We start from the raw sequence: 19,536 nt of genomic DNA on the forward strand, positions 1-19,536 counted from the left end.
GGTAATTATTTATGTCTTTTCAATCTGCTTATAGTTTAGAATTAAAACAACACGTAACCCCAAAAGAAGCCTTTGATTTTTCCTGTTCTCTAATCGGAACTCCTAATCATTTAACTGATGCCAAAAAATTTCAATGTGGAGAAAAATGCTCCTTCAAATTAACCTTAGCTAACTTCAACAATCCGGGCTTTAATAAAACTCCTTATTTTACTCCTGGAGCAAGAAATCAAAAACATGACCCTAATAATTGTCAACGTATGATTGAACATTATCAACAAAGGGAACAAGAAGTAACGTCTGAAAATCATATCTCTTTTTACCGTGAGAAAAATAAACTGATTGTTGACTTAGACCTTGTTAAAGGGATATTGGCTACTGTAACTAATCCTAGACAGAAAGACGAATCCAATTTTTCTTCTGAGTCAAATAAAGATGAAATGCATCGTCAGAGCTCTCATTCCTCTTGTACTGATGAGGACAAGAGGACTTTCCGTAGCCATGTGAAACAACTCAGAGACTTAGTCAATTATTTTTTAGAATACCAGTCTGGAGAGAAGTATACATTCTATGATAAATATAAAAGAGAAATCCAACTCGAAAGATACTTTGTCAATCTAAAAGAAGCAAACCAAAGAGGAATAAACCTGGAAGATGTTCATATCTATTATGATACTGCAACAGTAAAGTCTATTGATAACAAAGAGAACCCTGAAAAAAGTTATTTTTTAGTTAGATTCCATAGTTTATGCACAATTGATCAAGACTCTAATTATCCAACTATAACGATTAACAAAAGTCTCGCTAGCCATCATGGAGTTAAAGGAAAGCTTAAAATATTAGAAAAAGCATCAAAAGATGAACAACCTCTTAAACTATTTTACTTTGGAAAGTTTGTTAAGCATAGTTCTAAGAAATACATTAATCCCGACGTAAGCTATGAAGATATTTTGGACTATTTAGTCATCAGTTAATATTTCAAAATCTAACAATTCTTGATAAGTGAACTCTATAATTTTGTATGAACCAATAAATCTAAAATTCTCTAGAAAATGATTTTCAACAGCTTCCCTAGCTTCCTCATAACTATTAAAAACCCTTGTCCCACTAATTTCATCTGACCAAGCTAGTTTCCCACTTTTTTGTGGGACTAACCAGACACTTTTCCCAATATTTATTTGCATAAGGACAGCGTAATATTTTTGTTCCATATTCTTATTTTCACCTTTCTAATTATTCATAGTACCTACTTATATTTTTATACCAATGGCTTATCTCTGATCCTCATGCTTCTTATATCCTTTCCAAATAAATGAAACCTTACTTTTCGGCCAAACACTTTTTAGTAACATTAAGAAGGCTAATGGTAGCCTTTTCGTTTTGATTTCATTTCCAAAGTTATCACATATAGTTATCTTGAAGAGCGGTACAAACCAGATTGCAATCAAGATAGTTCCAACCACGCCATGCACAATAGAATTTAAAAATTGATGCATACTACCTCCTTAAACATATTTCAATCTTTGAAAAGCTGTCTCGGCCCACTTACTTAGCCTTACCCTTTTAGTCATTTATGGCCTCCTGGATACCTTTCTCATCTGCTACAATCTTTTCCTCTGAATCCCTCGAAGCATATAGATATTTCTTTATTTTTCCCTTACGAATCTTGATGATAGTTGCAGCTTTTTCAATCTGGTTCCTAGTTTCTATATAGCCAAGTTCATCTGTAGAAAAACCAACAATCTTATAGAAACCTATGGCTCCAAAAGTTTCTAATAAATGAGTTTCCGCTACCCTTTTAGCTGTATTAAAATCACGGAAAAAACCTGCATGAGCAAAATTTTCATGCCAGGTTATTTTTTCGCCTTCCTGATGTAGCCACACATACTGATCCCAATTTATAGCAATTAAAACGCAATAAGAGTCATAAAATTCCATTAGATTTCCTTTCTTTTCTCACTCACTTTGAGAGGAACTTCCTCAACTTCCTTAATCCCAATATGAATAACATTTTCTTCCCCAACCTGGGCTTTCCACTCATCAATATCGCTCAAATAGCGCTTGTATCGATACCAGTTGTCATCATTCGGGCCATTACTTAAGAGGTAAGCTCTCGGATGCGTGTCCAGGTTAAATTTTTGATCTCGAAAGACATTTTGTTTGGATAGAAAGAGTAAGGCTTCTGTTGTTCCAATCGTGGCAACCTCATGCGGTGTCAACAATTCCCGACCAATTTTAGAGTTCTGCTTAGAACTACTGGCATTTCTTCCTCTGCTCTCACTATAATTCTGATCATTCAAAGTTTGCTTCCCTGATCGCTCAGATAGGTACTTAAGCGTGTCCAAGTCATTGGAACCTAAATAAAGAATAGCACCACAGTTATTGATAATCGTCTTCGTATTTTCTTTACCATATAACACTTCAATCTGACTTTGAGATTGTACCATCATCTTGATAGAAATCTCTCGAGAACGAATAACAGAGATAATTGGCGGTAAATTAGGAATCTTCCCAATCTGACCAAACTCATCTGCCCACACCTGTAGATGTAATAGGTCTTCCTTAGTCTTTGTTGGATACTCACCTAATATAACTGCATCTGCAGTCTTTATCAAAACATCAAAAATGGTACTAAAAAGAAGGGCAGATAAGAACTGATAAGCTGGATCCACTTCTGGAATATGAATAAAAACTGCTGTTTTCTCAATATTCCATTTTTCAATCTCCAGTGTATCCTTTTCAATAATCTTTCTTAGTTGCTCATGGTCAAACACTGAGAAGGTAGTCGCAAAGATAGCATAAACAGAAGCCCGTGTTTGGCCATCAAAGTTTTTATTGAATAGATCCCACTGCCTACTAGCATAATTCCCTGGGCTCCTTCTTTCCAGATCTTCAAACATCAATTCAACAGGACTCTCCGCTTCTGGATGATTCCGTCTCAGTTCTCGAATCATATCTGTAACCTGCCCTAAATTAGGCAGATAGTGATCGAGCTTACCATCAAAATAAAGATAGCCAATTAGAGAACGCATCAGGAGTTTATTGGCTGCTGGCCAAAAAGGATCTCCCTCATGACCATTTCTGTTGAGAGACTCTGTAATAGCCTCTGCCACTCGGTCTATATCCATTTCATTATGAATATATCTAAAAACATTGAAGCCATCTGAATTCAGGAAAGTAATCAAATCAAAAATCTTCATCTTATAACCCTTTTCTACAAGTGATTTCCCTGTTTCATGAATCAAAATCCCTTTGGTATCTGTAGTTACAAAACTAGAGTTAGCTTGTAATATATTCGGTTTTACAGCACTACGTGTCTTTGAATCCCCTGTACCTCCATACACCAGAATATTTTTATTAATCTGATTTTCAAAGCTCAAGCGGTTATTAAATAGTCCCATCTGACTGTTCTGGGTAAAAATCATATTCTTTTCAGGTTCTTCGTCTCGGAATCTCATCAACTCTTCTCTTGTCGCAAAACGAGCTGATCCATGTTCTTCTCCATAGCGGTAAGTCCCCGTATCAGATACTCTCAAATACAGTAGAAAAGCAATCAAAAATCCGCCCAGACCAATTAATAAAGAAGCTGGAGTAAATTGAAAATCAAACCAAGATTTATCGTTTAGATGGTCATTCATCCAGTTAAGCTTTCCAAATCCAAATACATCCGTTACTGAATCAGTATCTGGTGCTAACAGCCATAGTTTAAAGAACCAATGAAAGAGGTAGAATAGACCAATTCCTAACAACAAATACGGTCTAAGTCTCCGTTTCTTCTTTTCTGTAATCACTTCATTTTTCCTCCAATCTGTGGTTCGATATTTTCTGGAAGAACAAACTCCTTCGTATGAATGTTTACCTGGAGGGAAGAAATTTTCTCTTGTTCAACTGCTTTGAAATGTTGCAATTTCTCCGCAAAAGAAGTTGTTTTCCTATTTTTAAGGTTCCGCTCATTGAATCCTCTCGGATCTCTTGTGATTCCTTCTAAGACATCCTTAAAGGCTTGTTCGACAACTCCTTTATCTTTTGCATTGAAAGCAAGAGTTGTCTTACCGTCAGGATGTGTATAAAAAGAAAAGCCAATCCCGTATTGACCAAGTTCTTTTCGAACTGCCTCGAGATTGACTTCATTGTGTAGTAATTGCTGGACTTCTTTCGTATCTGCCGTTGCCATGAATTTATTCCAGTCTGTCTCACCAGTAAAGAGGACATTGTCCCCTCTGGCTTGATACATTTCAACCGCCTTAGAGCTAGCCAGGAAGAGTCCTTTTAAGATGATTTCTCCTGTCACAAGAGTTGCCCGTCCTAATTGAGCTACCACTTGTTCTTGTTCCATTTTAGCTCACCTCTTCAATTTTGAAATAAAGATCCTTCAATTGAGTAGCTTGAGAGTCTTTCACAAGAATCTGTTGTTTCAACTCATCGATCCTATTTTGGCACTGAGCAATTTCCTCATTTGCTTCCTTGATAAAATCTTCGTTAGATTTGATTTTATTTTTAATAGATTGCTTATAAGTAACCGTCTGAGCCTCAAAGCTATCAATAACCTCTGAAGGTAACTCTACTGTCGTCGCATGAGAAAGAGAGAAGGAAGGCTCAACGTTCCCCTTATCTTCTTGTTTAACAGGAAGAGATTGATTCTCTTCCTGAATTGATTTTTCAACAATAGAAACTACTTCTTGTGTAGGCATAGCTTTTGCAGGTTTTCCTCGTTCTACCTCTTTTGCATCCAATCTACTGAAATGATCTGTAGTCCATTCACTAGAAGAATAGGTAATTTTATCTTCCAAAGGCACTTCCTCTCCAATATCATTCTGAGGCTTTTTAGCCACCAGCTCCGCAATCCTTTGTCGATTCCTATCTGCTTCTTTCTTTAACGTTAGGTCTTCTCGTTCAGGCTCTGGTTGAGATTGGAATTCTCGTTCGACTGGTAAGGAAGTCTTTTCTTTATGTTTTTCTAAAAAATGAAGCAAACCTTTCTTTTTCTTTCCAGCACTCATACCAAAATTTTCCAACAACTGATCAATGATGCCAACAAAAGGTATTTCAAGACTTTCTTCTTGTAGGATTTCACCTTCAGAATTGAGAGAATAAAGTCGATAGATTCCGTTTATTTTATTACTCTTCATTCGCTCATTGATGATTTCTAGCCTTGATAACAAGTCATCTCGGTGCTCAAATATTTCCTCTTGATTAGTCAGTTGATTGATAATTTTATACATGGTTCACTCCTTGGTTACTTGATTGTGATGGAAGAATGAGTTCCTTCATTTCCTGATAGGATAAGCCACTTTCTTCTGATAGAGCAACAAAAAGCTGTGCTTCCAAATCTTTTTCTTGATTTATGTAATTCTTGATTTTTTTATCTGCTTCTTCTTTTTGTCGTTGCACTTTTTCCTTATCTTTCCTCACTTTCTCAAGTTTACCTTCAAGTTGTTCTATTTTTTTATTCATTCAATTCTCCTTATTGGTTACTACTAGTTGCGGTTGTTGGTTCAGAAGATGTCGGTGTTGCCGTTGATGTAGAGGAAACTGTAGTCGAGCTTGAACTGCTAGTATCTGAATAGGTTCCTATACTTTGCCCCTTTGCCTCAGTCAAGACAATAGGTTCAATTTTATTGACCAATAGTTTCCCTGCTTTTTCTACATAGGTCAACCGAATTGTAGTCTTAGTGCTACCAGTAAGCCCCTTAGAAGCCCTATTATCTTTCTCTGTTAGGGTGGTACTAGTATATTGAACCTGAGCTAAAGCAATTTTATGTTGTTTATCAATGTATATAGATCCCGATTCAAAAGCTTGGTCAACCACATACCCCTTATAGGTCTGATTAACTGGTTTCTGTTCTTCTTGAATAGTTTCCTGATACATGGAATCCGTCATAAAAGGCTTATAGCGTGGTCGATTCTCTTCTAAATCCTTTTTGGTATAGTAAGCAATTAGGAAGTCCTCGACCTGCTGTTCAGTAAGAGAAAGTTGTTCCTGCTGTTTCTCTTCTTTATCTTGCTTCACCTCTTCCTGTCTTTGACTAGTCTGTCTCAAATTCTGTTGTACTTGAGAAATAGAATAACCCAATACAATACATAAAACGGCAATGAATCCCATAAAGAGTCCCTTTACCATTTTGATTAACTTTTGATTATACATTCTTTTCCTTTCTTATTTAGGGGTAACAAAATAGATACCTGATTGTGGTTTCAAGGTACGCCAACTTGATACATATAAACCACCAAAATTCATTTCTGACATTAAGAAGCTACCATCGCTATTAACGTACTCACAAAAAGCAACATGACCATAGATTGGCGATGCCCCAGCTACACCATTCATGAATACAGCTGCAGAACCTGGTTTAGGAGTCGTTGAAATGTCATATCCTTGCGCTTGGCCACTATCAACCCACTGATTGGCATTTCCTAGATAGGGATGAATGCCAACTCCAATTTGAGCAAAGCGATTATAGACATACCAAGTACAATTCCCTAGTTCATAAGCGTTACCTGAATATCCTTGTCCTTCTAAAAGTGCTTGATCGGTAGGTAGTCCATAAGGTAGCTTATCTTTATATTCTGCTGGAACTTGCTTGCTAGAAACACCTGTCGAACCTCCTCCTTTATTTTTTAAGAAATTCAACCATTGACGAGCTGCATTTTGTCGTTCTAAGAGCTTATTACCTGGTACTCCCAACCAAGCGTTCAAGAAGTCCTCCGTAAGAGCTTCTACGGATCCAGTAGATGTTACAATTCTTCTGAATGCTGCACGTCTAGTTGGATCATCTTCCTCCAGAAGAAATTTTGTTTGGACTTCTGCAGACCAAATATCTCCATTCACAGCTTTTGCAAAATTCCACAATGCAAGAGCACGAGGACCAGTAAATTGGCCAATCCCAATCCCTATATAGTGTAAACCGTTGACTAGATAACCTCTTTCATTTAGAGGCAAGGTAGGGTACATAGCTTGAAAGGCTCCCCAGTTGCCAACTAGATTTTCTGCAGTTGGCTCTTTAGCAACTTTATCAAACTGATTATTGGTTAGAAAGTCTGTTTCATAGCGTTTAAAGGTGATGGAACTCTCAATATCAAATCCTCCCAAAACGGCTGCGATTCCTTCATCTGTTGCTTCTGGTATATTTTTTTTGATTGCATCCGCAAAAGCTCTTGCACGTCTTCCTTTATCTCCAGATGTTTCAATATTACTGACAACAGACGTTGCTTGGGTATATTCTACACGCTGGAAGTAAAAACCGACATTAACATAAGTCCAGCTCTTCTTGATGTTCCCATCTTTATCTTTCTTATTTGATCGATCAGGTTCTAGCTTTTGATAATAAACGGTTTGATTTCCTTCAGGTGCTACCTTTCCAATAATATCTCCAGCTTTGACGTGATCGCCTGTTTTATAGCGAATCGTATCTACGTTCTTATACAGAAACTTAGAATCCTGATCACTAATTTCTATGTCACTCCCCTTAACTTCAACTTTCCCATCTAAAACAGCTAACAGAGACTGACCTCCTGAGGCCTGCAAAACAGAGCCATTAAAAACTTCCGTTTTCGTTTTATATCCAAAACGTTCAATAATCTGAAGGGGAGCTTCTGATTCAGGCTGATCTTCTGTATAAAATGGATTATCTAGTTCTTGAAGCAACATATATTTTCCGCTATCTCTAGCAATTTCTAAGAGTTCTTTATACTCCTCTAACTCGTCCTTATCAAGCTTATAGAGATTATTTTTAGTATAAAGCTCTTCCATCGTTTTAAGATTGTCTTTATCCCCATTCAAATTCTTCCATAAGGTATCTAAGTAAAGTTTTCCACGATTCTGTTGTGAAAAATATTTATTCCCGTCTATACGAAGCTTATCTGAAATATCATCATACTTATAATTCAAGTACAGAAGTGGATCGTCAATATTTGTCCAATAATCTACCTTGTCATCCGATTTTTCACGATCCAATTTTGAAAGATACAACCAAGTATCATTCAAATCAAATTCATCTTGACGGGTAATTCCTGAACTACCAATACCAAGTATAGCTAGAAACAAAAGCAGACCAAAAGCAATCAGATAAGCCTTTAAGCTAAATGGATTTTTGATAATAGCTTGAAGCGGTTTAGAACCTACACGATAGAACTTCCTCGCTTTCTTAGCCACTTTCCCTGTTTTAGAAGCAGCCAAGCGTTTCTTATAATCCTGAATACGACGAGAGAGTTTTCCTTCCCAAGAAAATTCTCTTGGAGTTCGAGTGAAACCTCTTCCTTTAGCCTTATTGTAGGCTCTATTTCCAAGGCTATAGCTCGATTTAACCATTCCTTGGCCAATTTTACCGCTATACTTCCCAATCGTTTTGATCCGTTTCCCTTGAATCTGAATATCCTGATACCGATATTTAGTTCGTGCTATATCTGACAGTGTATCATCCTGATGCGCTGCAGAACTAGCTTGTTGACTCGCAGAACGTTCTAAAGCCTGTTTAGTAGCACGATAAAACTTCTTCTTACGTGAATCACCGTTAGCCTCTTGAGCAACTTTAAAAGTTCTTTTAGAAGTTTTTTTCTCCAGTTTCGCCTTATCTAATTCCTTCTTAAGGAAGGCCTGCTTTTTAATTTCCTCTGGACGAAGTGCCTTTCCTTCTTTTTCAAGGTTTTTTCCTTGTTTCTGGATATTCTTGTACTCTTTTTGTATCTTCTTGACCTTGTTCTTAGAAGCTCGAAATTGGCTCCGACTCTTCTTTACCAACTGACGTTTAGAGTGAGTCTGAGATTGTAGCTTCGTAAGTTGTTTTGCGCTATCTTGTTGAACCGTTCGGTAATTCTTACGAACCGTCTCCAGTTTTTGATCTAACTTATGACCGATTGTTTTTGGTCTGCCTTTCTCCTGATCCATAGTGAGACTCCTAAGCGTCTGTTGCGACTAAGTTATACAACTTAGTATTCTTTGGTATTGGATTTTCAAATGGCACCACAACTGGCCCAGCTACGATTAAGCCAGTACCTTTAGCTTTTGGTTTGGCTAAGTAGCGAATCTGTTTATCGGTCAGATTGACAATCTCTTTTAGGATAGCCAAATCTTGGGGTTTTTGTTTGAGTAAAATCATAAACTCACTATTTGAGAGCAACTTCCGACCTTCTTCAACAGCAGCTAGTGTTTCTACGTTCTGTGTAATTCCTGTTGGAATCGCACCGTATTTCCGAATCCGTGAATACAGGGTAGTAAAGAAATCAGCTTGTGCCTTATTTTTAAATAAAATCTGCATCTCATCAAAGTAAACCCATGTAGTACATTTCCCTTGATTCTCTACAATTTGATTCCAGATATAATCCTGAATCACCATCAAAGCGAACGGCTTCAATTTGTGCGACAACTTCTTCAGATTAAAGATAACAAAGCGATGATTGAGATCCACGTTGGTATTGTGAGCAAAAATGTCCTGAGAACCAGTTGTATAGGTCTCTACTGCTAAAGCTAAGTCTTGTGCTTCGGGTTCGGGTTGTTCTTTCAAGACCTGGTGCCACTCTTTTAATGTTGGGGTAAAATTCTCCGTCAAATAGCGTTCATAAGTCATACCTGTCACTCGGTCAATAATTCCAATCTGTGCATCTGTCACCTCTGACAGAATCGATTCAAACAATCCCATCAACAAGTTTGCCTTATCTCCAATCGGATCGTCATCCTCATCGTCCAAACGATCCAGATCTGGTAGATCCAAAAGATTGATATGTGTTTTAGAACCGATTGAAATATCCACCATCTGAGCACCGAAAGCACGGCCAATATCAGAATATTCATCTTCGGGATCCACGATGATAACTCGGTCTTCTGGGTATTTCAGCAAAGTCGGAATAACCTCTCCACCCTTGATCGTAGTAGACTTACCAGATCCAGAGGAACCCAGCACAACACCTGAACCAGTATTCAAATCACGTTTTCGATCTAGTGTAATAATATTGTTTGATAATTGATTCTGACCATAATAGCGAGCAAGCGAGCTGTCAGACTTCAAGTCCACGTTGGTAAAAGGGACTTGCGTAGCAATATTAGCTGTCGTCATCTTTCTCATAAAATTCTTCTTCACATTCAAGAAGCACTCACCGATAGGTAAAATCGTATTCAAAGCCTCTTCTTGATAATAATAAAGATCCTCAAACTCTACCCCTAATTTACGGCCAGCACGCTTAATCTTCTGTTTGTTACGTTGTAGTTCTTCTTGGCTCTCTGCCTTAAAATACACTGCAATCAAACCAGAAAAGATTTTCTGATCATACTCAGTAATCTCGTCTCGCCACTTCTTAGTAGCCTCTGAAATTTCTTGGTCACGACCAGCCACAACCGCATCATCAAAAATACCAGATTTAGCGGCCTTACGTTTAGAACGAAGTTTCCCAATTTCAGCATCTGTTTCAGCATCGTCAATTTTCTCTAAGATTTCAACATTCTCATAAGGTTCTGCATGGATAGTAATAGCTAGTTCAAATCCTAGTGTTGTTAAATCCCGAATAAGTCGATCAGACATCCAGTTTGGATAGCGGTGCGCATAAAGTACCTTGACCCAACTATCATCTATAATCATGCGTTTTTCTTGAAATTCAATCCTGTTTGGCGCAATAAATGATTTAGTAGATAAACCTGTCAAAGCAATTTCTTTGTAATCGAAATTGACATACGGGTTACCTCGTAGTAACTCAGAAAAGACTTTTAGACGATCCAAACCATTCATATCCCTGAAAATAATATCAGATTCCTGAAATTGAGTTCCTAGGGAAACTCCAATATCTTGTAGGATCAACTGAGCCTGTTTTCGGTCATCCGCTTTGGTTGAAATGGTCACATACTTATGTACCTCGAAGTTGTTAGCGTGTGTCGTAAATCGCTCCTTGATCATCTTATTTAGCTCTTCACGATAGTCGTCAAAACCATCATTTGTTTCTTCAAACAAGATATTCTGCAAGGAGTTATCCGATACTCGACGGTTAATCACTAAGAGTTGATAGTTACTACCCTCATCCAGTGAATTAAGAGCATCCATCGTTGTATCGATGATACTCTCTTTTTCATCTTGTTGAGCTGTCGAGTAAGAAGCATCTCCCAACATAAAGCTACGAGAATATTTCTCACGTGCAACGTGCATCAATCCATCTTCATGTAGAAGTGTGTAATTGATCGTATTTTGCGTCGTAGGTTTCATCTGACGACGCAAGCGCTCAATTCTTTTCTTTTCTGCGTTTTCTAGTTTTTCTCTTTTGCTTTTGAATAAACTCATCTTTCGTATACATTCCTACCTTTCCAAATTCTGTCTCATAGGTTCTTTGTTGGATTCGGAAAAAGAAATTGATTTTTTCTTTAATCCGCATTCTTTTTGTCATGCCTGTACCGTACATTGCACCAGGAACGACAAATAGAGCATCCCACAGATAAATGTACCAATCAGGCAAACCAAAGAAGTATATAGCAATTGTCCCTGAGACAGCTATTATCAAACACACGTATAGAACAATCATTCTACCTGTTAATCCAAATAGAATGGGCTTGTCCTCATTTTCAAATTCTCTTAAAAATTCTGATCCAATTTTTTTCAATTAGTTTCCTCTCATACAAACTCACATCGATTAATTCTAATTTTTCTACACATGGATTACACTCCTAAAAGTTGCTTAGCTTTTCGACTAGTTCCAACAAGTGTAAAGATGTATATAACACCTTTAGCGATTGAAGCAAATGCTGTTCCCCAACTTCCACTAGATCCTGCCGCAACTTTTAACATATCTGTAGTGACTAAACCACTATATACAACAGATACCACAATTAGAATAACTCCTATAAAGGCTGACGCTGCAAAATATTTCAGGAAGTTAATCGTAACAGATCGTAAAGAATCCATCATAAAGAACGCCACCAATAATGGAGCTAAAGCCTTAAGCATATACAAGTCTAAATACCTTAGAAATATGATGATTCCAAGTATTATATTAGCTATGAATTCAGTTAGTCCACCGACGAGACCAAAAATCATTTTTTCAAACCAACCTTTGACAGCACCTTGCGCATATTGATATTTATCAAGTTGTGAAGGTACTACATGAGCAATTACCTTTACAATAATATTAAGTAATTCCAGAATGGCATCGCAAATTTGAGATGAGGCAGAAATCATGATGAAAGCAAATAAATACTTCATCAAGGCCTCTAACCATATCTTTTGGGTTAGCGAACCTCCTCTGGACTTGACCATTTGTGACCATGATGCCATCTCAAACCAGAAAAAAAGACCTAAAAGGATATACCCAATAGGTCTGACTGCATCAGCCATTATGTTTACAGCTTGGTTTGTCGCAGAGCTGTAACTAGAAAGAGAGCTTGTCAGCTCTCTAATATCTAAATTCATAGGCTACTCCTAAAATTTTAGCTGAGACAGTGATGCAACGACTGCAGCCGCAATCCCAGCAGAAGCAACAGCTAAAAATGCACCATTAATCATAGAATCAGACCCATCATCTTGTCTTTGCTTATCTTTATTCTTTCTTCCTTGAATATAATCAACAGCACCATTCCAGATCCAGATAAGACCTGTGATTGTTCCAACTACACCTAGACCAGTAATAATTTTTGTAATAATTTCCATTTTGTTTTACCTCTTTTAATTTCATTTTTTATAACAAAAGGCACTGCAGAGATTTCTACAGTGCCAAACACAATATTATTTTTATAATTCATCAAATTCTTCACGATAAATCGTCCGAACAGTAGCTAATAGAAGAGTAAGTACTATCATAATCGGAATCTCAATATGTGGATAGGGGAGGAAATTAGTTCCACCTGCAGGTATTGGAAATTCATGAACTGCGCCATCAATCCAAGCACGTTGAACAAAACCCATAACATGAATTCCGTACCATCGGAAAAAAGCATCTCCTACCGAAGGAGTAATCCAGTGTAAGATATCAATCAAAAGCCAAAAAGGCAAAAACAGAACTAATCCAACACAACATTTAGATACAATCCAAAGTATGACAACTCCAAACGCTGATTTCACAACATTAATACACCAAAGAACGATATAAAAGGGAGCTGTAAAAATCCTAATGATAGCTACCCATAACCAGGAAAAATCACTCCCTAATTTCATAACTCTACTCCTCCACGATTTACCGTTATTATAGCATAAATCGACAACCTTAACAATATTTTTATATTGTTTTTACATTATATTTTACTACTTTTTATTTAATTTCCTATAGATTATTACAGAGATTCCTAATGCTATTCCAATGATTCCTGTCAAAGTCAAGAAATTGGATAAACTAGTTCCCGTATTAGGTAATACTTTTTCAGCTTGGGTGCCTACTTCGATAATTTCATTTACAGGATCTACTTTTTCAAGACTCGGTTTGTTTTCTTTTACCTCTCCTGTATCTGGGTCAAGATAATAAGTTGTCGTAATTGTTTCTCTACCTTTAACACCAGCTTGAATAATTTTTTCTTCACCTTTCTTTAAATCTTTATTTTCTCGTTTTTCAGTTTTAAATTCTGTTTCCCTAATTTCAACTTTGGGCTTAGTCCCTACTGAAATCACTTCGTCTACAGATTCAGTTTTTTCAACCTTTGGTTCATTTGCGGTTACTTCTCCTGTTTCAGAATTAAAACTATAGGTAATCGTGGTTGTTTCATGACCTTTGCTACCTTTTGTAACAACTGTCTTTTTACCTGCTTCTGACTCTTTGTCTTCAACATATTTTGTTTTATAATCTAGTTCCTTAGTCGCAACAGCTGATTTGCTGCCTCTAGCTACTACTTTATCAACAGCTTCTTTGAGGACTTCCTCTTTTATAGATGGTTCATCTTTCGTTCGAACTCCTTTTTGAGTTACATAGGTTTTAGTAGTTCTTTTAACCCCTACAACACCTTCAGTTACAATTTTTTCCTGTCCAAACTCTAACTCAGGATCCTCTGTATAAACAGTCTTAAAAGCTATATCAGACTCTGCAACATCTACATCTTGCCCCTTTGTACCTTTTGCAATTACTTTATCAACGGCTTTTTTAAGGATTTTCTCTGTGACAGCTGGATCCCCTACACGTTTGCCTGATTGAGTAACATAAGTCTTTGTTATTTCTTTTTGACCTACAGCACCTTCAGTTACAACTTTGGTCTGTCCAATTTCTAACTCAGGATCCTCTGTATAAGTTGTGTTAAAAGAGATGTCTTCTGTTTTCACCTCAACGTCTGATCCTTTAGTTCCTCTAAGAACAATGCGATCAACTTTAGGTTTTGTAATAGTAGTTGAAATAACTTTACCACCTTTTAAAGAAACCAATTGTGAACCTTCACTACCAGCTTGCTTTTCTTTCTCTTGACCAGCAGCCAGCGATGGATCCTCTTCATATTTGGTTTCAAAAGCAATTTTTTCAGGTCTGAGAATATTGATTTTTTCATCTACTTTTTTACCATCTACTGTTACAGAACTGCGAATACTACGTTCTACAGACGGTGTACCAGTAAAGGTATAATTAACAGTATAAGAACCATTATCTAAATCACCTGACCAAGAAACGGTATTATTGGTGATAGTTAGAGGAGTTTTTTGACCATTAGGAGAAACTAATTCTGCTGATGTTAATGTCAAGTCTGCTTCAGGACTAATAGAGACTGTTCCTTTTTGTTTCACAGAAACTTTCTCTTCTTTGATTTCCTCAACAGCTGTTTTAGCAAACTGAGCATTAATTGCTTTTTGTCTTTCTGATTCATTCGTAGAGTCATTAGATATAAAAATATTATTATGACCTGCCGCCTTCATAACTTCAACAGAGTGGCTACCCTCATTTGCATCATAGGTAACTGTATAAAATGTTTTAGCATGATTTTTTGCCCATGTCGCATAATGAATATCTATTGTTTCTGTACTCATCCAGTCATCAGTAAACTGAATTGTTGAAACATAAGAATTCTTTTTTCCGCTATAATTATCATATATTTCTGAAAAATCTTTCCCGATACTATCTTCTGATATATTCCAGCCTTCTTTTCTGAATAAATCTATAAAATCATACCTTTTGATTTGCTTATTTTCTAATAATTTAATAAGATTTTTCTTATTCATCGGCTTTCCAGATGCAATTCCAGTATCTTGAGCTTTATAAGAATCTGAATAGTTTCCACCATAACTAAACAACCAAATTTGATCTTCGTCAGACATTGTTGAAATCAATGACTTCAAATCTGAAAGCATTTTAGTAAAATTATATTCATTCGAAGGTGAAAAATCTAACAAAACCAATAAATCCATCGGCTTTATCTTCTTCTCTGTAGTTCGATTGATTTCTTCTCTAGACTTAGCCGTAAAAGTTAGAGTATTACCATTTACGTTACTATTCTCTTGTGCATAAACCTTTGTGGTCTCTACAAACGGTGTAACAACTTCAACTAAATTCGCAAATCCTAGAACTGTTAGTCCTAGGATTACACTACAACGCTGTTTCCATTTTCTCATAATTTTTTAACCTATTCTTCCTTCTTTTTTCGCATAGATAAAGCTAAAGCGATTGTTCCCATAGTCATTCCAAGAAGAGCTAAATTGTTAGAACGACTCATACCAGTATTAGGCAATTCCACTTTTGAAACTTCTTCTTTTGGTTTCTCGTGTTTCGGTTCTTCTTTCTTTGGTTGTTCTGGTTTGACTTCTTCTGGAGTATGAGTCACAACCATGTTAGATACAACTTCCACACCATTAACCGTATGACGATATGTATTTTCTACTGTTCCTGACTGAATACGTGTCATTTGTAGGTATACTTCTGCTTGAAATACTGAAGTTTCTAAAATTGACTTCAAGAAAGTATTATCAAAGCTAATATCTACTTTACCTTTATCCTTGTCTACTACCTGACTAGTATATTTAGTTAATTCATCACCAGCTTTAAATTTTTGGCCATCACTTGTTTCAAAATCTACAGTCGCAAACACTTGATAAATACCTTGATACTCATCATGTGTTTCATCATAATCATCGCTAAACTTATACTCAAACAACTGCTCCGAACGATCCTTTGGTATCAGGGAACCAACTAATTTATAATTAAATGTTTGATTCATCTTGACCTCTTTTCCATCTAAACTTTCTTTACTTAGATGGTCAATCACCACATCTTTCTTTGGTTCAATCTTCGGAACATTATTGACTACAGTTTCAGTAACATAAGCCATACCAAAATCAATTTGATAGGCTGTATTCTCATACTTACCACCTGTTTGACCCAATTCCTTCTTAACAGTCATTGGATTGGTAATAGTCAGAACTTCTCCAGCTTGCACATAAGTCTTGTAGAACTCCTCTGGATTCTCTGCCTCAAACACTTGGATAGCTCCTTTTGGTTTGAAGTTGCTTGATTTAAGAGCTTCTTGAACTCCAGCAGGTGCTTGATCTAAACTGTCATATTGACTTACTCTCAAACCTTTAACAAGCTGACCTTTAGAATCAGTCACTTGAACACCGTCTTGATTGATGGTAACAGCTTCTTCTGGGTAATCATCAACGATATAGAACCCTTTGCCAATACGATCTTTATCCGCTTCAATTCCCTTGTATTGACTATAATCTGCCGTTACCTTATAGTAGTTGACAGAACCTGCCAAGACCTGTTTCCCATCGATGTTCACACCTGCCTTATTCAAATTCTTCTTGGTTGGTTTCACAGTAGGAACATTATTTACAACTGTATCAGTTTGATAACCGTTACCAAAATCAACTTGATAAGCTGTATTTTCAAATGATTTCCCTGTATTTCGCAGTTCTTCCTTAGTTACCATTGGATTAATAATTGTAACCGATTTCCCTGATTTAATATACTGGTTAAAATAGGATTCTGGATCATCCACTAAAAATACTTGGAAAGCACCTTTGGGCTTAATTTCAGAACTAGCAAGAAAAGCTTTAACCTTATCATTATCAACGGCATCTATAGAATCATACTGATACACCGAGATACCAGAAACTTCTTTTCCTTCATTATCAATATAACGAATATCCGATTGATTAATCGTAACAGCCTCTTCTGGGTAATCATCAATTGCTCCAAATCCTTTTAGAATAGCGGATGGATCTGCCTTTATTCCCTTATACTGATCATAATCCAAGGTAATATGGTAATAATTTGTCGAACCTGCTAGAACTGGTTTACCATCAATGACAACTTTATCCTTATTGTAATTATGTTTAAGAGGTTGAATTAAGTTATTATTCGGATTGTCAGGATCATTCGGTTTACCAGGTGTTGAAACCTGAACAATATTTGAATAGCTTTCGTACTTATTATTAATTTTTAATTGGAAGTTATTCTTATAGGTCGCACCATCATTTATAACTTTTCCTACTAAAATTGGAGCTGGAACCAGCACTTCTTTACTCAAATCCTGATTTAGTTTAGATTTCAAGTTTTCTAAACCTTTAATTCGAACAACATGGCTCGATTCGTCATAAGTTAATTCAAAATCTGAGCTAGCCTTCTTTGAAGCTTCTACATCTAGTACAAAACCTGAAGGCAAGGCATCCACAATCTCAAAGTCTGTAGTAGCTTCACGATTAGCTGGAAGAGGCTTAGTTGTTAATTCCCACTGTACCGTTGAAAGCTTAGGCACATAGCTTTTATCAATAGATTCACCAGAAGGATTTTTTACAAACTTTTCTAGGCCAGGTATTGTCTGTAAGCGTGCATATCTGACCCTTACTGTTGGAGGAGACACTAAAGAGGGGAGTTCTTTTTCCTTTGGCTCCTCAGGTTTAGGTGGGAGTACCTCTTCAGTTTTTCCAGTTGGAGAACTTGGTGGAGTAGTTTCCTTCTCATAGATTGGTTCAGTGATACGCTTGATAGGTGTAATACTTTTCAACTCTGTCCCCTCCCCAAGAATTGTAAAAACAACGTTTTGAGCATTTCCACTCGCATTCTCTGCATCCCATTCAGCAGGAGTTCTTCCCTCTGTCGAAGCAGGAGATGATGTGTGGAGATACGTTAAACTAGAACCATACCCTACTGAAGCAAAGGAACCCTTAGGAATATCTGAGGTATCATTAACACCATTTTCTACTCCCTTCATAACGCGACCATCAAAATCCAAACCTGAACCACTTGGATTAAGAACCATTCCACGACCAGACGAGCCATAACTCAAATTTGAACCTTGACCCCAATCTACATCGGTAATAACTGTTCCAATTAAGAGGGAAACAGGAGTTGTCGTACCTTCAATATAAAAATCAAAAATCAACTCTAAACGTGTATGATTATTATAAACAAAATAAAGACTACCACCATCTCCACTCTTGAGGTAGATATCTGAATCTGTCACAGGAACACCATTTCGAACTTCTCCCTGATAGTCTCCTAAATCCGAAACCATGACTTTTGCCATGATCTTTCTACCATCTGTCAACGTTCCAATGTTATGAATATAAAATGTATCTCCAAATGTTGGAGATTTAATTACATCGTAAGTTCCCGTACTATCCTTACTAACTCGAGTTCCTGTGCCTCCTGTTACATAGGTATCTGCATGATAACCTAAAAAACCACTCAAACTCTCTACTGGTAGATTATCATCTGGTACTATTGTAAAATCATTATAATAGTCTAAGCTCCCGCGACCAGCTGAATTATAACCTCCATAAACTTTGAAACCTGTTTCAGATCCAAATAAAGGCTTACTTGTTTGAATTGCCTCTCGTTCAGCTTTAATAGTTGCTAGCTTCTTTGTATAGTCTGTCAAAGAGCTCTCATAAGCTACTCTCTTGGCTTCATTTCGTTTTCGGATTTCTGCATTTTCTTGATTGATACGATCAATTTCTGCCTGATTAGCCTTCTGATTTTTCCCATTCTCTTCACGGATTTTTGAATTTTCCTGATTGATACGCTCAACTTCAGCTTGATAAAAAACTAAATCCTTTTGATATTGTTCCTTCTTCGCAGCATTTTCATCTTGGATTTTCTTTCGTTCCGCTTGATTCTGTTTCTTATCTTCTATATATTTTTCAGTAGCTTTCTCAATACTATCTGCTTGTGTGCGATAATCGCTTTCGACTTCCTTTTGCTTTTTGTCCAACTCAGAGGCTGTACTTGCGGTTCCTTTATCTACTACAGAATCAAATTCCACCTTCAATCCAGCTTCTTGTGCCTTTTTAACAGTTTCAGCTAAACTGGAATGAGAAAAAGAAATTTCTATCCTTCCTATTTTTTCTTCACTCTTTCCTTGATTTTCAGTAGAAACACTGCTTGGACTCGTCTGGGCATAAGGCGCATTTGTAGCTGGATTTTCAGTTCGTTCATCTGCCATAACTGGGCTTATCATACTTAAAGCTGCTAAACCTAGTATCACTCCACAAGTTCCATAAATTTTTGATTTCCGAATAGATCCATATGTTTTTGTTTCTCTTACTTTGTGCATTCTATCTCCTTATCTAAAATATCTAGCAATATAAAACCTCAAATGTTGGCGCCCGAGGTCTCTTATAATATAAAATCATCTCTTTCCTTTCCAAAAGAAAAAAGCCAGCTTTC

At 36.8% G+C, this 19,536-nt stretch carries 17 protein-coding genes; 1 reads left to right on the top strand and 16 read right to left on the bottom strand.

What is annotated here, in order from left to right; genetic code table 11:
* Nucleotides 1-11 precede the first annotated feature (11 nt).
* A complete protein-coding gene (locus SP4011_RS10945) occupies nucleotides 12-971 on the top strand; it encodes a hypothetical protein (protein ID WP_338618868.1) in 960 nt (319 codons plus the stop codon).
* On the opposite strand, the gene SP4011_RS10950 is transcribed toward SP4011_RS10945, so the two are convergent.
* The 16 genes from SP4011_RS10950 to SP4011_RS11025 form a co-directional block, all read right to left on the bottom strand.
* Nucleotides 957-1,208 carry a hypothetical protein gene (locus SP4011_RS10950; RefSeq protein ID WP_338618870.1) on the bottom strand — a complete coding sequence of 84 codons (252 nt, stop codon included), beginning with the start codon at nucleotides 1,206-1,208 and terminating at the stop codon, nucleotides 957-959. The genes SP4011_RS10945 and SP4011_RS10950 overlap by 15 nt on opposite strands.
* Nucleotides 1,209-1,268: 60 nt before the next feature.
* Nucleotides 1,269-1,493 carry a multidrug transporter MATE gene (locus tag SP4011_RS10955; RefSeq protein ID WP_338618873.1) on the bottom strand — a complete coding sequence of 75 codons (225 nt, stop codon included), beginning with the start codon at nucleotides 1,491-1,493 and terminating at the stop codon, nucleotides 1,269-1,271.
* 67 nt (nucleotides 1,494-1,560) lie between these two features.
* Nucleotides 1,561-1,935: a hypothetical protein gene (locus SP4011_RS10960; RefSeq protein ID WP_338618875.1), complete on the bottom strand. Its 375-nt coding sequence runs from the start codon at nucleotides 1,933-1,935 to the stop codon at nucleotides 1,561-1,563.
* Nucleotides 1,935-3,788, bottom strand: a complete 1,854-nt coding sequence (locus SP4011_RS10965) for a VirD4-like conjugal transfer protein, CD1115 family (RefSeq protein ID WP_338618877.1) — start codon at nucleotides 3,786-3,788, stop codon at nucleotides 1,935-1,937. Before SP4011_RS10965 ends, SP4011_RS10960 begins: the two co-directional genes overlap by 1 nt.
* Nucleotides 3,785-4,333 (bottom strand): DUF3801 domain-containing protein, encoded by a 549-nt coding sequence (locus tag SP4011_RS10970; RefSeq protein WP_338618878.1) that lies wholly within the window; start codon nucleotides 4,331-4,333, stop codon nucleotides 3,785-3,787. The genes SP4011_RS10965 and SP4011_RS10970 overlap by 4 nt, the downstream gene beginning before the upstream one ends.
* 1 nt (nucleotide 4,334) lies before the next feature.
* Nucleotides 4,335-5,219 carry a hypothetical protein gene (locus SP4011_RS10975; protein ID WP_338618880.1) on the bottom strand — a complete coding sequence of 295 codons (885 nt, stop codon included), beginning with the start codon at nucleotides 5,217-5,219 and terminating at the stop codon, nucleotides 4,335-4,337.
* Complete coding sequence (locus SP4011_RS10980) at nucleotides 5,212-5,451, bottom strand: hypothetical protein (RefSeq protein ID WP_338618881.1); 240 nt, start codon at nucleotides 5,449-5,451, stop codon at nucleotides 5,212-5,214. Before SP4011_RS10980 ends, SP4011_RS10975 begins: the two co-directional genes overlap by 8 nt.
* A 10-nt stretch (nucleotides 5,452-5,461) precedes the next feature.
* On the bottom strand, nucleotides 5,462-6,142 hold the full coding sequence (locus tag SP4011_RS10985) for a hypothetical protein (protein ID WP_338618883.1): 681 nt from the start codon (nucleotides 6,140-6,142) through the stop codon (nucleotides 5,462-5,464).
* A gap of 12 nt (nucleotides 6,143-6,154) precedes the next feature.
* Nucleotides 6,155-8,881: a phage tail tip lysozyme gene (locus tag SP4011_RS10990; protein ID WP_338618885.1), complete on the bottom strand. Its 2,727-nt coding sequence runs from the start codon at nucleotides 8,879-8,881 to the stop codon at nucleotides 6,155-6,157.
* Between the two features lie 10 nt (nucleotides 8,882-8,891).
* Nucleotides 8,892-11,255 (bottom strand): VirB4-like conjugal transfer ATPase, CD1110 family, encoded by a 2,364-nt coding sequence (locus SP4011_RS10995; protein WP_338618886.1) that lies wholly within the window; start codon nucleotides 11,253-11,255, stop codon nucleotides 8,892-8,894.
* Nucleotides 11,197-11,571 carry a hypothetical protein gene (locus SP4011_RS11000; protein WP_338618887.1) on the bottom strand — a complete coding sequence of 125 codons (375 nt, stop codon included), beginning with the start codon at nucleotides 11,569-11,571 and terminating at the stop codon, nucleotides 11,197-11,199. Before SP4011_RS11000 ends, SP4011_RS10995 begins: the two co-directional genes overlap by 59 nt.
* 56 nt (nucleotides 11,572-11,627) lie before the next feature.
* The gene (locus SP4011_RS11005; RefSeq protein WP_261085392.1) at nucleotides 11,628-12,377 is read right to left on the bottom strand and encodes a conjugal transfer protein TrbL; all 750 of its coding nucleotides are present in this window, start codon (nucleotides 12,375-12,377) and stop codon (nucleotides 11,628-11,630) included.
* Between the two features lie 9 nt (nucleotides 12,378-12,386).
* Nucleotides 12,387-12,614, bottom strand: coding sequence for a hypothetical protein (locus SP4011_RS11010; RefSeq protein ID WP_000402890.1), 228 nt, complete (start codon nucleotides 12,612-12,614; stop codon nucleotides 12,387-12,389).
* Nucleotides 12,615-12,695: 81 nt separating this feature from the next.
* Complete coding sequence (locus SP4011_RS11015) at nucleotides 12,696-13,118, bottom strand: hypothetical protein (RefSeq protein ID WP_338618889.1); 423 nt, start codon at nucleotides 13,116-13,118, stop codon at nucleotides 12,696-12,698.
* Nucleotides 13,119-13,205: 87 nt separating this feature from the next.
* The gene (locus SP4011_RS11020; RefSeq protein WP_338618890.1) at nucleotides 13,206-15,479 is read right to left on the bottom strand and encodes a G5 domain-containing protein; all 2,274 of its coding nucleotides are present in this window, start codon (nucleotides 15,477-15,479) and stop codon (nucleotides 13,206-13,208) included.
* An 11-nt stretch (nucleotides 15,480-15,490) separates the two neighbouring features.
* Nucleotides 15,491-19,423: an SspB-related isopeptide-forming adhesin gene (locus SP4011_RS11025; protein ID WP_338618891.1), complete on the bottom strand. Its 3,933-nt coding sequence runs from the start codon at nucleotides 19,421-19,423 to the stop codon at nucleotides 15,491-15,493.
* Nucleotides 19,424-19,536 lie beyond the last annotated feature (113 nt).

This window comes from Streptococcus parapneumoniae (genome assembly GCF_037076355.1).
In the GTDB taxonomy this organism is placed as follows: Bacteria; Bacillota; Bacilli; order Lactobacillales; family Streptococcaceae; genus Streptococcus; species Streptococcus parapneumoniae.